The sequence below is a fragment of the Oceanobacter sp. 5_MG-2023 genome (assembly GCF_030548165.1).
GTDB lineage: Bacteria > Pseudomonadota > Gammaproteobacteria > Pseudomonadales > Oceanobacteraceae > Oceanobacter.
The window spans coordinates 25,923-46,382 of record NZ_JAUORS010000010.1; the positions used below are offsets into that span (position 1 = coordinate 25,923).

At 54.3% G+C, this 20,460-nt stretch carries 23 protein-coding genes; 11 read left to right on the forward strand and 12 right to left on the reverse strand.

Translation table 11 applies throughout. The features are described from left to right. Positions 1–11 precede the first annotated feature (11 nt). The 4 genes from Q4551_RS08465 to Q4551_RS08480 all read left to right on the forward strand — a co-directional run bounded on the left by Q4551_RS08465 (position 12) and on the right by Q4551_RS08480 (position 2,589). Positions 12–272, forward strand: coding sequence for a hypothetical protein (locus Q4551_RS08465; protein ID WP_303433115.1), 261 nt, complete (start codon positions 12–14; stop codon positions 270–272). After that, on the forward strand, positions 272–565 hold the full coding sequence (locus Q4551_RS08470) for a hypothetical protein (RefSeq protein WP_303433116.1): 294 nt from the start codon (positions 272–274) through the stop codon (positions 563–565). Before Q4551_RS08465 ends, Q4551_RS08470 begins: the two co-directional genes overlap by 1 nt. Next, entirely contained in the window at positions 562–2,202 is a 1,641-nt protein-coding gene (locus Q4551_RS08475) for a PepSY domain-containing protein (protein ID WP_303433117.1), read from the forward strand. The genes Q4551_RS08470 and Q4551_RS08475 overlap by 4 nt, the downstream gene beginning before the upstream one ends. Positions 2,203–2,409: 207 nt before the next feature. Beyond that, positions 2,410–2,589, forward strand: a complete 180-nt coding sequence (locus tag Q4551_RS08480) for a hypothetical protein (RefSeq protein WP_303433118.1) — start codon at positions 2,410–2,412, stop codon at positions 2,587–2,589. 42 nt (positions 2,590–2,631) lie between these two features. Here the strand turns inward: Q4551_RS08480 and Q4551_RS08485 are convergent, their stop codons facing one another. Then, positions 2,632–3,225 carry a glutathione S-transferase family protein gene (locus Q4551_RS08485; RefSeq protein ID WP_303433119.1) on the reverse strand — a complete coding sequence of 198 codons (594 nt, stop codon included), beginning with the start codon at positions 3,223–3,225 and terminating at the stop codon, positions 2,632–2,634. Positions 3,226–3,275: 50 nt separating this feature from the next. Beyond that, positions 3,276–3,725 (reverse strand): VOC family protein, encoded by a 450-nt coding sequence (locus Q4551_RS08490; RefSeq protein WP_303433120.1) that lies wholly within the window; start codon positions 3,723–3,725, stop codon positions 3,276–3,278. A gap of 113 nt (positions 3,726–3,838) precedes the next feature. Here Q4551_RS08490 and Q4551_RS08495 point away from each other — a divergent pair, with 113 nt between their 5' ends. Continuing rightward, positions 3,839–4,735 (forward strand): LysR family transcriptional regulator, encoded by an 897-nt coding sequence (locus Q4551_RS08495; protein WP_303433121.1) that lies wholly within the window; start codon positions 3,839–3,841, stop codon positions 4,733–4,735. A gap of 70 nt (positions 4,736–4,805) precedes the next feature. On the opposite strand, the gene Q4551_RS08500 is transcribed toward Q4551_RS08495, so the two are convergent. From Q4551_RS08500 to Q4551_RS08510, 3 genes are all read right to left on the reverse strand, one after another. After that, positions 4,806–5,294, reverse strand: coding sequence for a CreA family protein (locus Q4551_RS08500; protein WP_303433122.1), 489 nt, complete (start codon positions 5,292–5,294; stop codon positions 4,806–4,808). A gap of 53 nt (positions 5,295–5,347) precedes the next feature. Continuing rightward, positions 5,348–6,406, reverse strand: coding sequence for a MalM family protein (locus Q4551_RS08505; RefSeq protein ID WP_303433123.1), 1,059 nt, complete (start codon positions 6,404–6,406; stop codon positions 5,348–5,350). 102 nt (positions 6,407–6,508) lie between these two features. Further along, complete coding sequence (locus tag Q4551_RS08510; RefSeq protein WP_303433124.1) at positions 6,509–7,390, reverse strand: dienelactone hydrolase family protein; 882 nt, start codon at positions 7,388–7,390, stop codon at positions 6,509–6,511. A 488-nt stretch (positions 7,391–7,878) separates the two neighbouring features. On the opposite strand from Q4551_RS08510, the gene Q4551_RS08515 reads away from it, so the two are divergent. Continuing rightward, positions 7,879–8,568, forward strand: a complete 690-nt coding sequence (locus tag Q4551_RS08515) for a hypothetical protein (protein WP_303433125.1) — start codon at positions 7,879–7,881, stop codon at positions 8,566–8,568. Positions 8,569–8,629: 61 nt separating this feature from the next. Here Q4551_RS08515 and Q4551_RS08520 read toward each other — a convergent pair whose 3' ends face one another. Continuing rightward, on the reverse strand, positions 8,630–9,178 hold the full coding sequence (locus Q4551_RS08520) for a VF530 family protein (RefSeq protein WP_303433126.1): 549 nt from the start codon (positions 9,176–9,178) through the stop codon (positions 8,630–8,632). 62 nt (positions 9,179–9,240) lie between these two features. On the opposite strand from Q4551_RS08520, the gene Q4551_RS08525 reads away from it, so the two are divergent. The 3 genes from Q4551_RS08525 (at position 9,241) to Q4551_RS08535 (ending at position 12,151) form a co-directional block, all read left to right on the forward strand. Then, positions 9,241–9,402, forward strand: coding sequence for a hypothetical protein (locus Q4551_RS08525; RefSeq protein WP_303433127.1), 162 nt, complete (start codon positions 9,241–9,243; stop codon positions 9,400–9,402). Positions 9,403–9,471: 69 nt separating this feature from the next. Beyond that, positions 9,472–11,460 carry a transketolase gene (gene tkt, locus Q4551_RS08530; RefSeq protein WP_303433128.1) on the forward strand — a complete coding sequence of 663 codons (1,989 nt, stop codon included), beginning with the start codon at positions 9,472–9,474 and terminating at the stop codon, positions 11,458–11,460. A 262-nt stretch (positions 11,461–11,722) separates the two neighbouring features. Further along, entirely contained in the window at positions 11,723–12,151 is a 429-nt protein-coding gene (locus Q4551_RS08535) for a hypothetical protein (RefSeq protein WP_303433129.1), read from the forward strand. 117 nt (positions 12,152–12,268) lie between these two features. Here the strand turns inward: Q4551_RS08535 and Q4551_RS08540 are convergent, their stop codons facing one another. The 3 genes from Q4551_RS08540 to bioB form a co-directional block, all read right to left on the reverse strand. Continuing rightward, positions 12,269–13,306, reverse strand: coding sequence for an NAD(P)-dependent alcohol dehydrogenase (locus Q4551_RS08540; protein WP_303433130.1), 1,038 nt, complete (start codon positions 13,304–13,306; stop codon positions 12,269–12,271). Between the two features lie 220 nt (positions 13,307–13,526). Beyond that, on the reverse strand, positions 13,527–14,051 hold the full coding sequence (locus Q4551_RS08545; protein WP_303433131.1) for a Crp/Fnr family transcriptional regulator: 525 nt from the start codon (positions 14,049–14,051) through the stop codon (positions 13,527–13,529). Between the two features lie 138 nt (positions 14,052–14,189). Further along, entirely contained in the window at positions 14,190–15,269 is a 1,080-nt protein-coding gene (gene bioB / locus Q4551_RS08550; RefSeq protein WP_303433132.1) for a biotin synthase BioB, read from the reverse strand. Positions 15,270–15,601: 332 nt separating this feature from the next. On the opposite strand from bioB, the gene Q4551_RS08555 reads away from it, so the two are divergent. Together Q4551_RS08555 and glp are read left to right on the forward strand one after the other, a co-directional pair. Next, positions 15,602–16,291 carry a fumarylacetoacetate hydrolase family protein gene (locus tag Q4551_RS08555; protein ID WP_303433133.1) on the forward strand — a complete coding sequence of 230 codons (690 nt, stop codon included), beginning with the start codon at positions 15,602–15,604 and terminating at the stop codon, positions 16,289–16,291. Next, positions 16,291–17,526 carry a gephyrin-like molybdotransferase Glp gene (gene glp, locus Q4551_RS08560; protein ID WP_303433134.1) on the forward strand — a complete coding sequence of 412 codons (1,236 nt, stop codon included), beginning with the start codon at positions 16,291–16,293 and terminating at the stop codon, positions 17,524–17,526. The genes Q4551_RS08555 and glp overlap by 1 nt, the downstream gene beginning before the upstream one ends. Positions 17,527–17,730: 204 nt before the next feature. Here the strand turns inward: glp and Q4551_RS08565 are convergent, their stop codons facing one another. The 3 genes from Q4551_RS08565 to Q4551_RS08575 all read right to left on the reverse strand — a co-directional run bounded on the left by Q4551_RS08565 (position 17,731) and on the right by Q4551_RS08575 (position 20,457). Continuing rightward, complete coding sequence (locus Q4551_RS08565) at positions 17,731–18,687, reverse strand: PDR/VanB family oxidoreductase (RefSeq protein WP_303433135.1); 957 nt, start codon at positions 18,685–18,687, stop codon at positions 17,731–17,733. Between the two features lie 124 nt (positions 18,688–18,811). After that, positions 18,812–19,603, reverse strand: coding sequence for a phytanoyl-CoA dioxygenase family protein (locus Q4551_RS08570; protein WP_303433136.1), 792 nt, complete (start codon positions 19,601–19,603; stop codon positions 18,812–18,814). Between the two features lie 38 nt (positions 19,604–19,641). After that, positions 19,642–20,457 carry an ABC transporter permease gene (locus Q4551_RS08575; RefSeq protein WP_303433137.1) on the reverse strand — a complete coding sequence of 272 codons (816 nt, stop codon included), beginning with the start codon at positions 20,455–20,457 and terminating at the stop codon, positions 19,642–19,644. Positions 20,458–20,460 lie beyond the last annotated feature (3 nt).

The following is a 20,460-nucleotide window of genomic DNA, read 5'->3' on the forward strand; positions in this document are numbered from 1 at the left end:
TGGATGTTCTTATGACCACAATCACCTTGCTTATTGGCCTGACGACGCTGGCGGTGGCTTTGTTGTACCTGAGTTTGCCTAACCAGCGCTGGCTGGCACGGCCGCTACCGGCCAGATATCGGCCGTTGGTGCTGGCAGCACAGGGAGTGCCGTTACTGGGGTGGCTGCTGTCCGTGCCGCCACTGACTGCAGTCCTGGCCTGGCTGGTGGTGGTCATGCTTGCGCTGGGGTTACTCCCGGCGCTGTTTTTACTGTGGTGGAGGGCCGACTGATGGCAGCACGGGATTTTCGTTATGACTGGTGGTCAAAAAGCCTCAGCGGCATCATCGCCGGATTTTTGTTGGCACTGGGCATCAGTGGTCTGTTTGCCTGGTGGGGGCCGGGAGGGATTGATGCCACTAACAAGGTGCAATTCAACATGTGGTTGATCGTGCTGGTCTGGGTACCCTTGCTGGCAACCGTGTATTTGTTTCGTAATGGTGTCCGGGCCTGGCTGGTATTGGGGAGCCTGGCGCTGATCAGTCATACGGCACTGTATTTTGTTCGCACCGGAGGTATGGCATGAAAAACGGATTCAAGGTGCGGGGCGACATTCTGAAAATGTACAAGACCCTGCATACCTGGGTTGGTATCAGCTCTGGCATCTTGCTGTTTATCTGCTTTTTTGCCGGTGCACTCACCATGTTCGAAGAGCCAATCCAGCAGTGGTCGGAGGCGGCCAGTGACAAGCTGCAGCCGACATCACAGCTTTCTCCGGTTGAGCTGGACTCGCTGGTGGATCAGGTGCTGGCGCAGTATCCGGCAGCCCACCGGGGGATGACGCTGCAGTTGGGGGAGCATCCACAAGGCAATGCACCGCTGTTCTGGCAAGGAGGAGGGCGGAGCCGCGATTTGAATCTGTCGGCGGCACGCTGGCAAGCGAGTCTGGATAACGACGGGCAATTGCAGGTCCAGCAGCAGACCCCTGGTCAGCTGGGGGAATTGATTGATCTATTACATCGTACTGCCGGAATACCGGGACAGTGGGGCCATGGCTGGATTGGCCTGTATCTGATGGGCGTGGCATCGTTGCTGTACTGCCTGGCGCTGGTGTCGGGCATCGTATTGGTATTGCCCACACTGATACGGGATTTTTTGATTGTGCGGCCGGAAAAGAGCCGCAAGCGTTTCTGGCTGGACAGCCATAACCTGATTGGTATTACCAGCCTGCCCTTTCATCTGATGATTGCGGTGACGGTGGTGGTGTTTGCCTTCCATGACGAGCTTTACGATGCCTTGCAAGAGGTAGTGTACGGTGACAAATCCATGTTTGGTGTACGGGTGGAGGCGACGGAGCAGTCGGTCACCGAGCTGCCAGCGATCAGTCAGCTACTGGAGCAAGTGCAGCAGCAAGCTCCGGGGTTTGAGGTCAAGGCAGTCGAGCTGATGAATCTGGATTCGTCGCGAGCGATTGCCCGGGTTGCGGTTACTCATGACAGCTACCTGACCCGTGGCGCACGGGAAGGCTATGTCATTCTTGATCCTTATACCCTGGAGGTGATCAACACCAGTGTTTTGCCTGGGCAACAGGATGACTGGAGTATGCTGGTGAGCAGCTTCTTTGGTATGCATTTTGGCAGCTTTGGAGGCACCGGAGTGAAGTGGCTGTATTTTGCGCTTGGTCTCAGTGGTGCGTTTATTTTCTACAGCGGCAATGTGCTGTGGATTCAGAGTCGGCGCAAAAAATCCGGCAAGGCGGCATTAGCCATGGCAGAGCAGCCACGCTCGGTACGCTGGATGGCCAATGCCACGACCGGGGTTTGCCTTGGCAGTATCGCCGGGGTTGCGGTAGCCATGGCGGTGAGCAAGCTGTCGGAGGGGATGCTGGTTGAAAACAGTGAAGGCAATCCGTCGAATATCCTGCTGTTATGGGGGTATTACCTGACCTGGCTGGTCTGGTTGTTATGGGCCTGTGTACGGGGCAGTGAACGGGCCGGTAGCGAGTTGCTGCAGGCCACGGCGGTGAGTATTTTGCTGATTCCGGCTTGCAGCATGTTACTGGTGTTGTCGGGGGATCTGGATATTGCGGCAGTGACCGGGGCAAGCCTGGCTGTGGATCTGGTGGCATTGCTGAGTACAGGGTTGATTCTGCTGCTGGACTGGCGATTACGTCGACGGGCAGTGCCGGTCGGCGCGGCGCTGGCTGATGCGGTCACCAGCTGAAGTGAAATGAATCGCCAGTGGGGATGGATAGTCAGTGGGGATTGATAGTTGGTGATGGCGATAGTTGGTGATGTATTAATAGTTGGTGAAAATTGATAGTAATTTATTGATTGTCAAAGGCTATTAAGGCAAGAGATATATGCCATTGTTAGTGATAGAAAATAGCGATTAATCTGACTGTGTTGATAGACAAACAGAGGATTCGTTATGAACAGTATCTTGCGTTATATCTCCGTGGTGGCCCAGCCCGAAGCCAATCTGACAGCTGTAACGGCAACATCGCCAACCACCACTTCCCCTAAGGTTGACCGCCCGTCGCGCCAGGGGTGTAACTACAGTGACAACTATTACGGTGATCAGTGCTGTGGCCCTCATCACCGTTGTTGAATACACCATCAAACCCTTGCCCGCTATGGGCAGGGTCTGGATTTAGATACCCGGCATCGGAATAAATTTGGGCAACGCCTTGATACGGGCCATCCATTGGTTGATGTGCGGGTAGCCCGACAGATCAATGCCGCCTTCCCAGGCAATGGCAACGTATGGGAAAACCGCACATTCAGCAATGGTTGGACGTTGCAATGCCAGCCAGTCATGGGTTGTCAGGTGCTGCTCCAGCAAAGCCAGAATACGGTTGCTGGTGTCCAGAGTCTGTTGCTTGTTCAAAGCATAACCAAACTTGTCGACCAGTCGCGCGGAGTTTGGGCCATGCTGGATTTCGTTGGCTGCCGTAGACAGCCATTGCATTACCTCACCTTGTTGGGCCGCACCGTCTGGCCACCATTGATGACCGCCATATTCCCGGGCCAGGTACACCAGAATGGCCTGGGAATCACGCAGCGTGACATCACCATCGACTAATACCGGCAGTTCTCCCCAAGGGTTCAGATCCGTTACAGGGGCACGCTTGTGGGCTCCATCGAGAAAATCAACGGCGATCAATTCCAGTGGCAGATCGATCAGTGCCGCAAACAGCCGCACCTTGTAGCAGTTACCGGATGGTTCCAGATCATAAAGTTGCATGAGGTATTCCTTATTGTATTTGTTGTTGGAGTCTTGGGGCTGTGATGCCGTTACAGTACGGCATCGGAGTCGCTGTCAGGCACTGCCGGCAGCAATTGGTTAAATTCAAGCACATTGCCATCCGGGTCCCGGATAAACAGCGTAATTCGCCGTGGGCCAATGCGATGGATGCCTTCGGTAATGGCGATGCCTTCCGCCTTGAGCCAGTCTTGCAGGGCATAAATATCTTCGATCACAAACGCTGGGTGGGTGATGCCCGGTAATTTCACCGGTTCATCCAGCAGTGGATTGCGACCATGATGCAGTCGGGTGGCGTTAAAAATCAGGTTGATTCTGACGCCGCTGGGGGACTCCATCTCATTGGCTTCATGGTGGTCGAACAGGGCGGTTTGCCGAAACCCCAGTCGTTCATAAAAATGCACGGAACGCTGCTTGTCACTCACTCGTATGCCGACGTGGTCGTATTGCAGAACGGGTTGCGGGTTGCGGGCATTTATCAAGGTGTCGACCTGTCTTATGACGTGGATGCTGTTCAGTAAACACTCTTCGATAATCGCAATAAATAGGATTATCCTGATAGGTTTATTACGTTTTTTGCACAAGTGGGACAAGCATGGATAAATTCAGAGCGATGGCGACTTTTGTGGCGATTGTGGATAACGGCAGCCTGACCGCCGCTGCCAATACCATGAACCGCTCTCCTGCGGCGATTGTCCGGGCGCTGGCGGAGCTGGAAAAATATCTGGGAGTACGGTTGTTAAATCGCAGCACCCGCCGCATTGCCCTGACCGATGAAGGGCGTGAATATTTGCAATATTGCCGCCGGATTCTGGCAGATGTTGAAGCCGCCGAGTTTCGTTTGGATGTACGTAAAACCACGCTCACCGGCTCAATCCAGATTACGGCTCCGGTGATGTTCGGGCGTTTGCATCTGGCGCCATTGCTGAACCAGTGGCTGGTGGAACATCCGGGTATGGCGGCAGAGCTGGTCCTGCTGGACCGGATGGTGGATGTGATTGAAGAAGGGTTTGATCTGGCCTTGCGCATCGGCCATCTGGCGGACTCCTCGCTGATTGCATTGCCGCTGGGTATTACTCACACGCGCATTTGCGCCAGCCCGACATTGATTCAGCGGCTGGGCCAACCACAGCACCCGACTGACCTGGCCAATTGGCCCGGGATTCTGTTTGCGCCGCAGGGCAATCAATGGCGTTTTATTGATCATGAGAAGCTGGTTATCCAGGCTGTTACCCCGGTCCTGACCAGCAATCAGGTGGATGTGGTGCTGGCTGCTGCGGTGGATGGTCTGGGTGTGGCTCGGGTAATGTCGTATCAGGCACAGGGGGCGATCCAGAATGGGCAGCTATTGTCGCTGCTGGAGCCATATGCTCCGGCTCCTTTTCCGGTGCAGTTTGTCTACCCGCACAATCGTCTGGTGTCGCCCCGGGTACGGCAATGTCTTGACTGGATGGTGCCGCGCTTGCGCCAGCGTTTACAGGATCCGTCTTGATACATAGCCCGATAAGCCCCTGTGTCGGGTTTATGACGTCTGCACCGAGGCGTCCTGACTCGTTGTGCTATCAGTCTTTATAACCGGTGGTGGTCGGAGCGTGCCATTCCTGGATCGGCACCGTCGAAATACTGTTTTTGGGTGAGCCATCGACCATTTTGTCGGAGTAGACCAGATAGATCAGTGTGCTGCGTTTCTGGTCAAAAAACCGTACTACCTGCATGCTCTTGAACAACAGCGAGGTACGCTTGGTGAACACCTTGTCGCCGTCTTCCAGATCATCGAGAAAACGGATTGGACCAATCTGGCGGCAAGCGATAGAGGCGTCGGAGGTATCTTCTGCCAGTCCCAATGTGCCGCTGATGCCACCGGTCTGGGCGCGGCTCAAATGGCAAGTGACGCCGGAGACTTTGGGGTCATCAAAGGCTTCGATCACAATCTTGTGGTTCTTGCCGATCAATTTGAAGACGGTATCAACTTCTCCGACAACTTCGGCCTGGGTCATGGCAGACATCAAGGGAATCAGGCCCAGCAGGGTGGTACGTAGAAACGTGGTCATGGTTGGCACTCCAATACAAAATATAGTGATCCATCGGGTTCAAACACACGCATTTAATAATAATGGTATGTCATTGCTACCCCGATGGCGTCGCGGTTCTGAACTTCCCAGCCGGTTTGAGCCGCGATGGATCGATACGCCAACTCGAACCGTATGGCCCGACTGGCCTTGTATTCAATAAACAGTCGTGGGCTGAGTGTGTTACTGCGTATCGGGCGGCTATCATCCCTGCTCTGGTGGTGATGGGCAATGTCGAGCTGCAGGCCGACACCGGCTGACCAGTCGGGTAGCTGGTAACTGCTATCAAATTGCATCATCAGCCCCCGATGACGGTTATCACCACTGGCATAACGCATACCAAGCCTGGCCCTGGTTTCAATACGCGGGTTGACAGGCATGGCGTAGCCACCATAGAGCAGCAGGCCGGGGCTGTTGCCCTGGTGGTTTGAATCCATTCCCAGACCGGCTTCCCAGCCGTGATGCAAGTAGTTGGGGGCGGTATCGGTACGGGCTGGAATCGCCAGATCCAGCAGTGGACTGTCGGTGGTGAAATAACGATCCCGGTAAAGGTGGTGATATTGTGGCCGGTAGGGCTCACCCACCGCCAGCAGCCGGCTGTCTTCTTGGATCAATAGTAGCCGTCCCAACCAGTCAGCCTCGGTAAATACCACCAGATAACGGTCGCCCGGGGCGATTTCCAAAGGGAGATACACCGCCTCTGTGCGAGTCCGGGTCGGATTGGCCAGCACTGGACTGTTGTAGATGCTTACGGCGTTAAACTGCGCATCGAGCACCAGAACAGAGGGATAAAAGACAGTGTATTCGTCGATTAATGAGTGCAGGTCGATACGGATCGGGTGATCGTAGTGTGGCAGCTCCAGCCCGGTGGCGAGTACCTGATGCTGGCCCAACAAGAGTGGCTCGGTGGTTGGAATCAACTCATCCTGAAAGCCATATTCGAGCCGGTGGTAATGCAGTGTCGGCAAGCTGGCCAGCCAGTCCAGAGGAGAGGCCTGCGGCGGTGTGGGTGTCAGGGGAGCGGGAGCCGCCAGTACCGTATGGCTGAACAGCAGGCTCAGTAACAAGGTACAGAAAGAAAACGCATACGTCATTCAGGCTCCTGATCTGCCAATAATCGATAACGCTCGCGACTGTAGCGCAGAGCGTTATCCCGGAGCCAGTGGAATCAACCTGGCTGAGCTGTGGAATATGCCTCAGGTCAGCTGTTGCTGGAATAAATCCAGAGTGCGTTCCCAGGCGAGATCGGCCTGTTGCTGATTAAAACGTGGGGTGGAGTCGTTATGGAAACCATGTCGGGTACCTTGATATTGGTACATGGCAAAGTCTTTGTTATTGGCCGTTAATGCGGCTTTATAGTCCGCGCTCATGGCATTGATACGCGGGTCATCTTCGGCAAAATGAATCACCAGCGGCGCTTGAATGGCCGGGACATCCTGGCTATTGGCCGGGCGGCCGTAAAAAGGTGCGGCTGCGTTCAGGTCACCCCCCATGGTCACCGCCAGCTGATTCACAACGCCGCCGCCATAACAGAAACCGGTGGTTCCCAGCTTGCCAGTGGAGAGAGCGTGACGTTTGACAAAATACGCACTGTTAAGCATATCGGTAAACAGTTTGCCCTGATCCAGGCTGGCTTGTAGCTGCTTGCCGTCATCATCATTTCCGGGATAACCGCCAACCGGTGATAGACCATCCGGAGCCAGGGCGAGGAAACCGGCTACCGCCAGACGTCGGGCCACATCTTCGATATAAGGGTTCAGCCCCCGGTTTTCATGAATAACCACTACCGCGGGGAATGGGCCGTCGCCGCTGGGCTGCACCAGATACCCCCGCATTTTGCCCGACGTACCACCAGGGGAGTCGTAGTGCACATAGTTGGCCTTGATACGGTTGTCGGTAAAGGAAATGGTTTCGGCTTCGGCGTAGCGGGGGAGCAACGACTGCGCCATTATCAGTCCGGAGCCTGCGGCCAGTGTGAGGGCGGCAGCACGGGAAAGGAAGCTGCGGCGACTCATGTCGGAGTGGCAATACTCATCGTATAAATCGTAAACCTGTGGATCGATCGGATCGTTACTCATTGGAATATCCTGTGCGGGCTGTGGTGGTCGTTACAAGACAAGGGGGGCATCTATTTAATCCTGCACGGCGGCAACACTCGCCCTTCGGGGGCTGCCGGATGATTTTGACTCGGTGTCGCCGACGTTTGACTTGACCCGTCAGGCCTGCAAGTCGGCTTCGTGATTCGAAACCATCCGGTAGCCCAGAGTGAGCACCGGATTAAATAGATGTCCCCAAGGGTTGACCACAAAATACAAGATTTGTGGGTAAAAGCCAGACACGATGACGATGTAATGATCGTTGGTCGATTGTGCGGTATGAGAGGCATAAAACAGAATGACTGCACAATGTTCGGATTGTGCTGGTTAAAACCATTATTTTTGTGTGGATATTGGAGTTGGGCAAAACAGTAATCATTGATGTGCTAGGGTGAGGCACCACAAGCCTGAACTGCCACACTCTGTGCCGGTTTTGATTCGCGTGTGCCATCTGTCTCACCGGATCACTTATGAGTAAACGTAAAACCGCCAGTACCGGGCAGGATAACCAGGCCTGGCTGGCGATGTGGCGTAACGACCAGATCGAGTTTCATCAGAAAATAACCAGCAATTTGTTGGTGCGGCACTTTCCTGAGCAGACAACGGCGGGGAGATGCCGGGTTTTTGTGCCCTTGTGTGGCAAAAGTCTGGATCTGCTCTGGCTGGCACAGCAGGGATATGAGGTGATCGGAGTTGAACTCAGCCAGATTGCTGCCAAGGCTTTTTTTGTCGAGAACCGGATCGATTATCACCGCAGTCGTGAGGGCGATTTTATTGCTTGGCGCAGTGAACATATCACCATACTCAGTGGCGATTTTTTCCAGCTGACCATGGCGCAGTTAGGAGTGATTGATCTGGTGCTTGACCGGGCTTCGCTGACAGCATTAAATCCGGCGATTCGTCCACTTTATGTACAGCACATGCACGACATTCTGCCAGCCGGGCAATGTCCGGTGTATTTACTGACGGTAGAAGACCCGGATGAGCACGAACAGCTGTTTGATATCGACCAGGAATTGCTGGGGTTGTATCAGGCAACCTTCGATATAGAAGTTATCGATGCCGAGCGGTGTCAGGTCGCGGCGTTGGCGGATATTGTAACCACCGATACCAAGCTCTATCGTCTGCTACCGCACCAGATAACCGCAGACCTTTGTTGATCTGATCGGTTGATTGCGCAGGAACCAGAACAGCTCGAAACAGAAGGTACAGACATCAGGCCTATTCGAACTTGTTGCGTGCCTTGGCCCAAGGATCCGGCTTGCTGTTACTGTCAGAACCACTGGAAGGTTGAGCTGAAGAGGCCGGCGGTTCAGCCGATGTCGACGTGCTGTGTCGATAGCTGCTTGAGCGGGCGTGGTTGCTGGTACGTTTATTGTCCGAACGTGGTTTTTTACCGTGTTCCGCCGCCTGTTTTGCTCGTTTTTCCCGTAACCGTTCCGCATCTTCCAGACTCAGAATCGCCGGTTCACCAGGTTGCTGGTGGGCTGGAATAATCCGGTCTCGGGGTGGCAGGGCAAACTGGGTGGACGACGCTTTGGGCAGATTCTTGAACTGATACAAGTAAAAGACTTCCACCTTCTCACGAGCCCAGGTGGTTTTTTTCAAAAACTTCACACTGGCGTCGATGCTGGGGTTGGTTTTGAAACAGTTGATGTTCAAGTACGCAAACAGAATATCAAAACCATAATGGCCGACCAGCTCAACCAGCATCTGTTTTAATCCCACGCCATGTAATGGGTTGTTCTTGTAATTGATATCGTCGCTCATGAACCATCCGCAAAAAAAGTGAAGGCCGTGATTGTACCTGTTGCTGTCAGGAAAACACACGAATGAAATACTTGAATCAAACGGGACATCAGAGCGGTGCCACGGCTTTTTATTCTGTAAATAAAGGTCAGCGCACACGGGATAGAGGGATCAGCATTGCCCTTGCTGTAGCTCTGCGCGACAATGCGCGCCTTTACATGCCAGAGCAATTGTCAGGAGAGTGATTCCCATCGCCCGACGACCCGTCTGCTATCCTGTGCTGGCTAACCTTGACACAAACCAGGAGTCGTAACATGACCTCTCGTACAGAACTGGCTAACGCCATCCGCGCATTAAGTATGGACGCAGTCCAAAAGGCCAAAAGTGGCCACCCCGGTGCGCCAATGGGCATGGCTGATATCGCTGAGGTGTTATGGAACGACTACCTGAAACATAACCCGGGCAACCCCGAATGGGCTGACCGCGACCGTTTTATCCTTTCCAATGGTCACGGCTCCATGTTGATTTATTCCTTGCTGCATCTGACCGGGTACGACCTGTCGATCGACGACCTGAAAAATTTCCGTCAGCTGCACAGCAAAACACCGGGTCATCCGGAATATGGTTATGCCCCTGGCATTGAAACCACCACCGGACCTTTAGGTCAGGGGATTGCCAACGGTGTCGGTATGGCCGTAGCCGAAAAAGTGCTGGCTGCCCAGTTCAACCGTCCAGGGCATGAGATTGTTGACCATAACACCTATGTCTTTATGGGTGACGGCTGCATGATGGAAGGCATCTCTCACGAAGTGTGTTCACTGGCCGGTACTCTGGGGTTGGGCAAGCTGGTTGCCTTCTACGATGACAACGGCATTTCCATTGATGGGGAAGTCGAAGGCTGGTTTACCGATGATACCGCCGCTCGTTTTGAAGCCTATGGCTGGCAAGTGATACGTCATGTGGATGGTCACGATGCGGAAGAAATCCGTATGGCTATCGAGACAGCTCGTGCCAACACCGAGCAACCGACGCTGATTTGCTGCAAGACCATTATCGGTTTTGGCTCACCCAACAAGGAAGGCAAGGAAGATTGCCACGGCGCCCCATTGGGCGATGACGAAATCGCGTTAACCCGTGCTCGCCTGGGCTGGGAACATGGCCCATTTGATATTCCGGCTCATATCTATACCGGCTGGGATGCCAAAGAAAAAGGTGCCGCGGTCGAACAATCCTGGAAGGAAACATTTGCTGCCTATGCGGCTGCCTATCCGGAATTGGCAACTGAGTTTGAACGCCGTATGAAAGGCGACTTGCCTGCGGATTTCAGCGAGCAGGCCACAGCCTACATCGCCGAATGTCAGGCCAATGGTGCAACGATCGCATCCCGTAAGGCTTCCCAGAATACGTTAAATACCTTTGGCCCCTTGCTGCCAGAATTCCTGGGTGGTTCGGCGGATCTGGCGGGTTCCAACCTGACCCTGTGGTCGGGCGCCACTGGTATCAGTGCCGAGGATGCCAGCGGTAACTACCTGTTTTACGGTGTCCGTGAATTCGGCATGAGTGCCATGATGAATGGCGTGGCATTACACAAGGGCTTTATCCCTTACGGTGCGACCTTTTTGATGTTTATGGAATACGCCCGTAATGCGGTGCGCATGGCATCACTGATGAAGCAGCGTGCTATTTTTGTGTATACCCATGACTCCATTGGTCTGGGTGAAGATGGCCCGACTCACCAACCGGTCGAGCAGGTTGCCAGCCTGCGTAATACGCCAAACCTGGAAACATGGCGTCCATGCGATACCGTGGAAAGCGCGGTTGCCTGGAAGTCGGCAGTAGAGCGGGTTGACGGCCCATCGGCGCTGATCTTTTCACGTCAGGGGTTGCCTCATCAAGCACGTACTGAAGACCAACTCGCCAATGTGGCACGGGGTGGTTACATTCTGAAAGACTGTGATGGCACTCCGGATGTGATTGTAATTGCCACCGGTTCAGAAGTTGGTTTGGCGATGGCGGCAGCAGAGCAAGTGACCGATAAAGCCGTTCGTGTGGTTTCCATGCCGTGCGCTGAAATATTCTGTAAACAAGAAGCTGGTTATATAGAGTCCGTATTGCCTGCTGCAGTAACAGCACGAGTAGCTGTTGAGGCGTTGCACAAGGATTACTGGTACAAATTTGTTGGGTTGCAAGGTGCTATTGTCGGGATGGATACGTTTGGCGAATCCGCTCCGGCCGCTGATTTGATGGCTCACTTTGGCTTTACCGTAGACAAAGTGGTTAATTCCATCGCGACGGTTGGCTGAAAAACGGCGGGATCTGCGGGATACTTGCAGGAGCAGGTCCCTGACCATCAGGCTTGGCGTTAAATGATGGGCACTTGGCTGCTGATTTGCATCAATGGTGTTATAAGCATCAGACTGTATTCCGAAATTTCTACAATGTAATATGTAATCTGTCAGTAAGTGTTGCCGCGTTTCCCCTCTCAGGACCGGTAACACTTACTGGCTACCTCGCCGCTTTATAGGCACTCCGTATTGTAAGCCCCGTAAGCTGTAAGGATGCGTAATGGAAGAATCGACAGTCCGCTCACCGGCTCAGGCCAGACAAGGAAGCCACACGTTTCAGTTTGAAAAATTCAGTATTCGTGGTGCGACGCACAAAAACACCCAGCTGACTGTGTTCCCTACCGGGGAATGGAAATCCGTTAGCAGTGTCAGTACTCATGTAGCTTCTTTTAAACCCAGAATCAGTCTGTCCGTGGAATTTTTCCTGCGTGACGCTGGTATGGTCATACCGGTTGGTAATGTCCCTGAGGACTGGAGTCCCAAGCATCTGTGGAGCACCACCTTCGCCAAACTGGAAGACCGTGTTATTCACAGCTCCGGTAAAAGTGAATTTATAGCCAATCAATTTGAGACTCTGGCCCAGCATGCGGAAGGCAAGTTGAAGTTACGCTTGCAGCATAAACAAGGTTTTCTGGGGCGCTTTTTCTGAGCCCTGATCACGCCTGTTATCCTGGCCAACGGCCAGCGACAATAAAAGCCCTGTAAAAAAACCCTGCCAGATGAACGGCAGAGCCTCTCAATATTCGCCGCCAGGATTGGCCCGGCATTATGCGGAAGCTGAATCCAGCCCGGATATCACATCGGGTTGGACAACGTCCTGTTGCAACACAATACGGTAACGTGGTTTACCAGCCTCCAGATGGCTGAGTGCCTGATTGATGGCACTCATTGGCATCACTTCTGTTTGCGGTACGATGCCGTGGCGGGCGGCAAAATCAAGCATGGTCTTGATGGTGCCCGGACTGCCCACTTCCGATGCCATCACCGCCCGTTGGCCAATCAGGCTGATATCCAGTGGCTCCAGCAACACCCCCAACAAAACCAGCTTTCCTTTAGGCTTGAGCGTGGCGATATAACGTTGCCATTCGAGTTTGACATTGACGGTCGAAATAATCAGATCGAAGTGGTTGCGGGCGGCCTTCAGAGCGCTGCTGTCGCGGCTGTTGATAATTTCATGAGCGCCAAAACGACGCGCTTCTTCCGCTTTGTCTGGTGATGAGGTAAAGGCAGTGACCTCACAGCCCCAGGCTTTAAGAAACTGCAGCGCCAAATGCCCCAAGCCACCAATACCAATCACAGCAACTCGGGCAGTAGGAGATAACTGCTGCTGCATCAAGGGGTTAAAGGTTGTTACACCGGCACAAAACAATGGCCCGGCCTGTTGCAGCGGAATACCGGGCGGGATCGCAACCACACTACTGGCTGCTGCCCGAACACGGTCGGCAAAACCTCCGTGGCGGCCAACAATGGTTTCTTCAACGGAATAACACAGGTTGTGGTCACCGTTCATGCAGCAATCGCAGGTATGGCAAAAGCCGGATTGCCAGCCCAAGCCAACGGCATCCCCCACCGTAAACTGTGTGACCAGTTCACCAACCGCAGCAATGCGGCCAACCGCTTCATGACCAGGAATAAAAGGGTATTGGCTGACACCCCAGTCGTTATTGATCATGCTCAGATCACTATGGCACAGGCCGCAATATTCCACGGCAATCTCAACCTGATGGCTGCCTAATGGGCCGGGGTCGTACTGATAGGGGCGTAATGTTCCACCGGCTTCAAATACCGCATAACCTGTAATCATGATCTGCTCCTGGCGAATATTGAAACGGCTATTGTGACCTTAATCCGGCATCGGGCTATCAGAGAACGGCAAGTTTTTGCCGCGTGCTGGCGAGATTGGTTAACCGGGATCGCAAAAACCGACAGATCGTATGGCGCCCGGCAAAAGTTGTCTTGGGTGATCTCCGGATCATTCCAGGCAGAGGGATGGCAAGAAAGAAGCGCGGTCGGGAACCGGACCGCTAGAATTTTGAAGCGGTTTCGAGGATATCCGGGTGAGTGGCGGCTAACTTGGCATTAAGGAAGCGCAGGCGGCGGCTGATTTCCCGCAGCATATTCATTTGAATCAGGGTGAACTGTTCGAGATCGTATTGATACAGCTCATAGAGTGCTGCTGTGGGTAACTCAAGGGCGATACAGTCGGTAATTGCCCGCACGGTTGCACCACGAGGGTTCATGTCGACAACAGCCATTTCGCCAAAACTGTCACCCGGCCCAAGTTGCCGTAGCTGGCGCATCTCGTCACCGCATTGTTTCATTACTTCAGCACGGCCGGTTTCCAGGATGAAAATAGAGCTGGCCGGATCGTCTTCGTAAAAAAAGACTTGTTGTGCCTTGAGTTGTCTCGGGATACAGCGTTGTTCGATAAAATTGATGGCATCCGCACTGAGAGCGCCAAAAATTGGACGATTCTGCAGTAACTGCAGACGTTGTGGACTCAGTCGGGCAGTTGTGGAGGAGCGGGGACTGGCAGAGTCAGGAATCATGGCGATCACTTGTGACTGGAACCTGATTCCCATGGTACTGCCAAGCAGCATATAAAGGAAAGCAGAACCATGTTCCGGGCGGTGATGGCCTATATGCTGGCAGATTCTGCCAGCACTATCGGTCTCAGTGGGCGCTGATCAGGCGCCTAAACGTTCGTATAATTCCGATTCATCCCGGGGTTCTGGAATCAGGTCATCCAGTTGCTGTGGTGCCTGGGTGACCTTGTGTTCCGAGTTGATACCCAGTTTGCGAAACAGCTGCTGGTCTTTGTTGGCAGCAGGGTTGGGTGTGGTCAGCAGGCATTCACCGTAGAAAATGGAATTGGCACCGGCAAAGAAACACATGGCCTGCATTTCTTCGCTCATTTCTTCACGTCCGGCACTTAACCGCACATGGGACCTGGGCATCAGGATACGGGCCACGGCAATGGTGCGGATAAAGTCGAGTGGGTCAACGTCGGCTTCATGTTCCAGTGGCGTACCGGCGACTTTCACCAACTGGTTAATGGGCACAGAGTCCGGGTGTTGTGGCAGATTGGCCAGCTGGCGTAACAGACCGGCACGGTCCCGCTGGCTTTCACCCATTCCCAGAATCCCGCCAGAGCAGACTTTCATACCGGCTTTACGGACGTTATCGAGAGTTTCCAGGCGGTCGCCATAGCTGCGGGTGGTGATGATTTCACCGTAATAGTCGGGTGAGGTATCCAGGTTGTGATTGTAATAATCCAGACCGGCTTCGCCCAGACGGTTGGCCTTGTCGGCATCAAGCATGCCGAGGGTCATGCAGGTTTCCAGACCAAGCTCCTTGACGCCTTTTACCATGGCCAATACGTAAGGCATGTCTTTTTCACGCGGCGAGCGCCAGGCGGCTCCCATGCAAAAGCGGTCGGAACCGGCGGCTTTGGCGGCCTTGGCTTTTTCCAGAACCGCTTCCACTTCCATCAGGCGTTCTTTTTCGAGGCCGGTATCGTAACGGGCACTTTGCGGGCAGTAGGCACAGTCTTCCGGGCAAGCGCCGGTTTTGATCGACAGCAGGGTGCTGACCTGTACGGCGTTGGGATCAAAAAACTGGCGGTGTACGGTTTGAGCCTGGAACAGCAGGTCATTAAACGGCAGATTCAGCAATGCCTGTACCTCGTCCAGAGTCCAGTCATTGCGGATGGCCGCGTTGTTTGGCTGCGAAGAGGACGGAAAGTTGGCTGCTACGGCACTGCCCATGGCGGTCTCCATTTGCTGATACAGGAATATAAAGGTGAATACTGCAGCCTGCCGAGGCAACAGGCAATTTGGGGCCAGCCATTTGCTGACTATTGTTTAAAAAACGTTCGATAGTCAGCTGCCAAGGTCGGGGGCGTCAGTCGGAACAGGCCGCTGAAACAAACCGACGAAATAGTCAGGAGTCATGGCGGCGACCAGGACAAAGAGCGCTGTTGCAACCACTGAATGGAACACGGGTGGCTGGAGCGGGTTTGGTATCGGTGCTCATGGTCGGTTTTAGGCGATTTCGCGTTATAGTAGCAGCTTGATTTTGCTGTCAGTCGAGGTTTGCCGTGTACTACCCATTTCTGAATGATGCACCCTTTGCGTTTGCGACAGGCAAGGCTGTCTGTGTGGGTCGCAACTATGCTGCTCATGCCGCTGAATTAAATAACCCCATCCCGGAACAGCCGCTGCTGTTTATCAAGCCCGCCGATGCGGTGGTCGCCATGGAGGGGGACATCTCGATCCCCGACGGTATGGGGGCCGTGCATCATGAACTGGAAATTGCCTTGCTGATTGGAGAGACACTGTCCCAGGCCAGTGCCGATGAGGCTCTGGCTGCCATTGCCGGGGTGGGCCTGGCTCTGGATTTGACCTTGCGCGATGTACAAAGCGGGCTCAAAAAGAAAGGCCACCCCTGGGAACGGGCCAAGGCATTTGATGGTGCTTGCCCGGTATCCCGTTTTATTGCCGCAGAACAGGTGAGTGACTGGGGGGATCTGGAGCTGTCCCTGACGCGAAACGGTACCTTGCAGCAGCAGGGCAACAGCAAGGCGATGTTGTTTCCAGTGGCGGATCTGCTGGTCGCGATCAGCCAGCAATTTACGCTTAATCCCGGGGATCTGGTGCTGACCGGCACCCCGGCCGGAGTTGGGCCGCTGGAAGCAGGGGATCAGTTGACTGCGACCTTGCAGGACTGGTTGTCGGTCTCATGCCAGGTAGAGGCTCGACCGTCCAGTGCCATACAAGGAGGTCAATAATGGCTTCTTGTGATGCCCCGGGCCTGCAAAGCCTGGATGAGGCTCTGGAACAAATCCTGTCGTCGCTGACGCCTCTGACCGAAGAAGAGTGGGTGCCACTGTCCCAGGCTGACGGCCGCATATTGGCTGCCGATGTGCAAAGCTGTCTGGACTTGCCACCGACCGATAACTCCGCCATGGACGGTTATGCCGTGCGGGTAGAGGATCTGACCGAATTTGATTGGCTGGACGTTAACCAGCGTATTCTGGCGGGAGATGCCACAACCCAACCGATATTACCCGGAGAATGCGCGCGTATCATGACCGGCGCGATGCTGCCGGAAGGCGCCAATACCGTCATCATGCAAGAAGATGCCGAACTGGATGACGACGGCAAGGTGCGCTTTCTGGCGGCGGTCAAACCATCAGCGAATATTCGGCGGCGCGGAGAAGAAGTGGCCGTTGGTGATATCGTTCTGGCCGCGGGTCGGCGTTTACGGGCGGCTGACATCGGATTGCTGGCCAGTCTTGGTATTGACCAGGTAGTGGTACGCCGTCGGGTACGAGTTGCCATTATGGCCACCGGTAATGAACTGGTGACACCGGGGCAGTCGTTACAAGCCGGGCAGATTTATGAGTCCAACAGCCAGGTACTGGCCGCCTTGCTGGTACGGTTGGGCTGCACCGTCATTCATTTCGGCATTATCGCGGATGACCCGCAGGCATTACGGCAAGCCTATCAGAATGCCGACAGTCAGGCGGATCTGGTCATTGCTTCTGGCGGCGTCTCAGTGGGGGAAGCAGATTTCAGCAAGCAGGTGCTGGATGAACTGGGCCAGGTGGGATTATGGAAACTGGCCATCAAACCGGGCAAACCGTTTGCCTTCGGTCGTTTGCCAAACAGCTGGTTTGCCGGTTTGCCGGGCAATCCGGTATCGACCATGGTGACGTTTGATCAGCTGGTGGTGCCGATATTGACAACATTGGCAGGAGACAATACTCCACCACGGCTTGCCCTGCGCGCTCGTCTGACCTGTGGGTTACACCGTCGTCCGGGGCGGTTGGAGTTTCAGCGTGCCGTAGTCTCAACGACCGAAGACGGAGTGCTGCAAGTCACACCATTGGCACGTCAGGGATCTGCACTGCTAAGTACCATGTCGGCAGCCAACGCGTATATTTTGCTGGATGGCGATAGCTCCAGTCTGGAGAAAGGCCAACCTGTCCGTATTGAGCTGTTTGATGGGCTGTTATTGTAGGGAGCGTTATTGTAGGGGTTGGCACTGTGCTTATTCCTGATCGGCGCAAGTACAAACAGCAGAGTGAGCAGGGCAAGGTGTTTTACAAGGAAAGGAACGGCACTTCCAGAGATTGGCTGTCGATGCTCTGTTGGGGATCGTCATGATGTTGGGTACTGCAATGATCTGGCGGCCAAACATAAAAAAGATGTCCGCCTGATATTTTTAGAGATCGAGCGTTAATTTGGCGCTCTTGCAGCCCGAGACACAGACCATCATGGTGGTATTTGTTGCCTGTTCGCTGGGTGACAAAACACTGTCACGATGATCCACTTCGCCGTCGATAACAGTCACTTCACAGGAACCGCAGAGCCCTTCCTGACAGGCAAAACCAACATCAACGCCAGCATCCAGAAGGCGATTCAGCAAATTTTCTCCAGCCTGGATCTGTAACGTTTGGCCGGATTGGGCCAGTTCAACCTCATAACTTGTCCGAGCATCCGCTGACGCTGCTATCTCTGCTGCTGTGAAGCGTTCGATATGAACAAACTCATAGCCCAGTTGCTCACAGGCAGCGTGAAAGGCATCCAGCATGGCTACCGGGCCGCAACCGTAAAAATGGCTGTCTTTATCATATCCGCGCAAGAGCGCCTGAAGGTCTGGAGCGGAGCCGGACTCATCGTCGAAATGATAATAAACCTTGCCACCCAGAGCCGTGATTTCGTCCAGCATGGCTGCCTCTGCCCGCGACCGTGCGCAATATATCAGCACTGGGGAACTCCCCTTCAGAAGCAGCTCCCGGTACATACAAAAGATAGGCGTTATGCCAATGCCGCCTGCAAGCAGTACATTTTTCTGCGCTGATGCATTCATCGGAAAGTGATTACGTGGCGCTGATATCACCAGCTCAGTACCGACCCGCAACTTGTCATGGATCCACGCTGAACCACCGCGACTGTTCTGGTCTCTCAATACCGCGACCACATAGCGATCCAGAGTGTGCGGTGAACCCAGCAAGGAATAGCTGCGGTTAATACCGCAAGGCAAGTGCAGATCAATATGCGCTCCCGGCTCAAATGAAGGGAAGACAGCATCAGCCAAAGGGCGCAGTTCAATACTGATTATCCCTTGTGCTTCATAACGAATCCCATGCACCAGTGCGACTATATTTTTATCAGCCATCGGTTTTCTCATTTAAAGATTGAAGTGGGCCAGTCTCTGGCCCGGGGTGTCAGTTCCTCCCTTGCAGGAGACGGTATCCCCGGTGGTTGTGGCTACCGTGTCTCCTGCGATACCAGCCAGGGTTTTAGAGGATAAAAGGGAACTCGTCCTCTGGCAGAGGATCACCGTTTTTCAGGCGGCCGATCAGCTCTGGAAAAGGGGGTGAGGTTTCACCTCCGCGGTCGACATAACAGGCGTTATCGCCGAGCCAGCGGGTAGAAATAACGCGTCGTGATGTGTCTCTGGATGCGTTACCCGGCGCACCGTGTACCGTCAGGTAGTCAAACGCGATTGCGTCACCAGGCTCCAGATCCCAGCCCAGAATCGTGTAGTCGTCCTTGTTGGCTTCAATATCGGGCATGACTTCGAGGTTGGTTGCCTTGTGGTCATAATCCACCCCGGTAAACTTGCGCGGACGAAACAGCTTGCCCCAGCGATGGGAGCCAGCAACAAATTCAACACTGGAGCTGCGTGGTACCGGATCAAGAGGCAACCAGATGCTGACGGTTTGATCGGCTTTGGTACAGTAATACGGCTCATCGTGGTGCCAAGGGGTCAGTTTGGTATTGCCCGCCTCCTTGATAAGCACGTGTTCATGGAAAATCCGTACCTGCTTCGATCCCATGACCTGCTGGGCCACACTTGCTGCTGGTCCTTCCTGTACAAATTGGCGATAGCCCGGGTTATTTGCCCAATTACAGTAGTCTGCGATGAAGCGCCCTTTGCTCTGATCTGGCGTGTAGTTCTTGAAGAAAGGCCCTGGGTGCGCCAGATTGTAATCGACCGCTTCCCGCAGCGGTTCAATCCAGTCTTTGAATAGCCCGCGAATGACCACGGCGCCATCACGGGCAAAATCCTCACGTAATGTCTTGTTCACAGTTTGCTCCTTGGTTCTGATCATGGTTTCAGGTTTTCTTACGGCATCTCGTTCCGGTGACGATTGCTCAGCCAGCTGGCACAGCCGTACAGCGCCAGAACAAAGAGGATGAGCAATGTGGCAACCGCGAGGATTGACGGGTCAATCTGGTCGCGGATGCCGCTCCACATCTGGCGTGGCACGGTGCGTTGTTCGGCACCGCCGATAAACAGCACGACGATCACCTCATCAAATGAGGTGGCAAATGCAAAGATGGCTCCGGTGGCAACGGAGGGGGTAATCAATGGCAGGGTGACGCGGCGAAAACAGACCCAGGGTGTGGCACCGAGGCCACTGGCGGCGCGGGTCAGGCTGTGGTCGAACGACTGCAAGCCGGCACACACGGTAATCACCACAAACGGCGTGCCCAGTACGGTGTGAGCGAGAATTACACCCAGATACGAATCCACCAGGCCGAACGGCGCAAAAATGTAGTAGAAGCCGGCGGCCACCACCACAATGGGAATAATCATCGGCGAGATCAGCAGCGGCATGATTAACCCGCGCAAGGGGAATCCGGGCCGGGTCAGCCCCAGTGCTGCCAGTGTCCCCAGTATGGTGGCCAGCAGTGTGGAGGCAAAGCCAATCCCCAGGCTGTTCAGCAAGGCCCGCTGCCATTGATCGTCAAACAGGGCAGCCTGGTACCAGCGCAGCGATACACCATCCATCGGATAGGAAAAGTAGGTGCTGGTATTGAACGACAAAGGGATGATGATCAGGATCGGTGCGATCAGGAAAAACAGCACCACTGCTGTGTGTACTCGAACCCAGCGTGCACTCCAGCGCTCAAGGCGCGACCAGTAATGAGATTTCATAAA

What these genes read in the sequence shown, in the direction of transcription:
- Q4551_RS08465 (WP_303433115.1), top strand. Translation starts at nt 12, where the DNA reads ATGACCACAATCACCTTGCTTATTGGCCTGACGACGCTGGCGGTGGCT.
- Q4551_RS08470 (WP_303433116.1), top strand. Translation starts at nt 272, where the DNA reads ATGGCAGCACGGGATTTTCGTTATGACTGGTGGTCAAAAAGCCTCAGC.
- Q4551_RS08475 (WP_303433117.1), top strand. Translation starts at nt 562, where the DNA reads ATGAAAAACGGATTCAAGGTGCGGGGCGACATTCTGAAAATGTACAAG.
- Q4551_RS08480 (WP_303433118.1), top strand. Translation starts at nt 2,410, where the DNA reads ATGAACAGTATCTTGCGTTATATCTCCGTGGTGGCCCAGCCCGAAGCC.
- Q4551_RS08485 (WP_303433119.1), bottom strand. Translation starts at nt 3,225, where the DNA reads ATGCAACTTTATGATCTGGAACCATCCGGTAACTGCTACAAGGTGCGG.
- Q4551_RS08495 (WP_303433121.1), top strand. Translation starts at nt 3,839, where the DNA reads ATGGATAAATTCAGAGCGATGGCGACTTTTGTGGCGATTGTGGATAAC.
- Q4551_RS08500 (WP_303433122.1), bottom strand. Translation starts at nt 5,294, where the DNA reads ATGACCACGTTTCTACGTACCACCCTGCTGGGCCTGATTCCCTTGATG.
- Q4551_RS08505 (WP_303433123.1), bottom strand. Translation starts at nt 6,406, where the DNA reads ATGACGTATGCGTTTTCTTTCTGTACCTTGTTACTGAGCCTGCTGTTC.
- Q4551_RS08510 (WP_303433124.1), bottom strand. Translation starts at nt 7,390, where the DNA reads ATGAGTAACGATCCGATCGATCCACAGGTTTACGATTTATACGATGAG.
- Q4551_RS08515 (WP_303433125.1), top strand. Translation starts at nt 7,879, where the DNA reads ATGAGTAAACGTAAAACCGCCAGTACCGGGCAGGATAACCAGGCCTGG.
- Q4551_RS08520 (WP_303433126.1), bottom strand. Translation starts at nt 9,178, where the DNA reads ATGAGCGACGATATCAATTACAAGAACAACCCATTACATGGCGTGGGA.
- Q4551_RS08525 (WP_303433127.1), top strand. Translation starts at nt 9,241, where the DNA reads ATGAAATACTTGAATCAAACGGGACATCAGAGCGGTGCCACGGCTTTT.
- tkt (WP_303433128.1), top strand. Translation starts at nt 9,472, where the DNA reads ATGACCTCTCGTACAGAACTGGCTAACGCCATCCGCGCATTAAGTATG.
- Q4551_RS08535 (WP_303433129.1), top strand. Translation starts at nt 11,723, where the DNA reads ATGGAAGAATCGACAGTCCGCTCACCGGCTCAGGCCAGACAAGGAAGC.
- Q4551_RS08540 (WP_303433130.1), bottom strand. Translation starts at nt 13,306, where the DNA reads ATGATTACAGGTTATGCGGTATTTGAAGCCGGTGGAACATTACGCCCC.
- Q4551_RS08545 (WP_303433131.1), bottom strand. Translation starts at nt 14,051, where the DNA reads ATGATTCCTGACTCTGCCAGTCCCCGCTCCTCCACAACTGCCCGACTG.
- bioB (WP_303433132.1), bottom strand. Translation starts at nt 15,269, where the DNA reads ATGGGCAGTGCCGTAGCAGCCAACTTTCCGTCCTCTTCGCAGCCAAAC.
- glp (WP_303433134.1), top strand. Translation starts at nt 16,291, where the DNA reads ATGGCTTCTTGTGATGCCCCGGGCCTGCAAAGCCTGGATGAGGCTCTG.
- Q4551_RS08565 (WP_303433135.1), bottom strand. Translation starts at nt 18,687, where the DNA reads ATGGCTGATAAAAATATAGTCGCACTGGTGCATGGGATTCGTTATGAA.
- Q4551_RS08575 (WP_303433137.1), bottom strand. Translation starts at nt 20,457, where the DNA reads ATGAAATCTCATTACTGGTCGCGCCTTGAGCGCTGGAGTGCACGCTGG.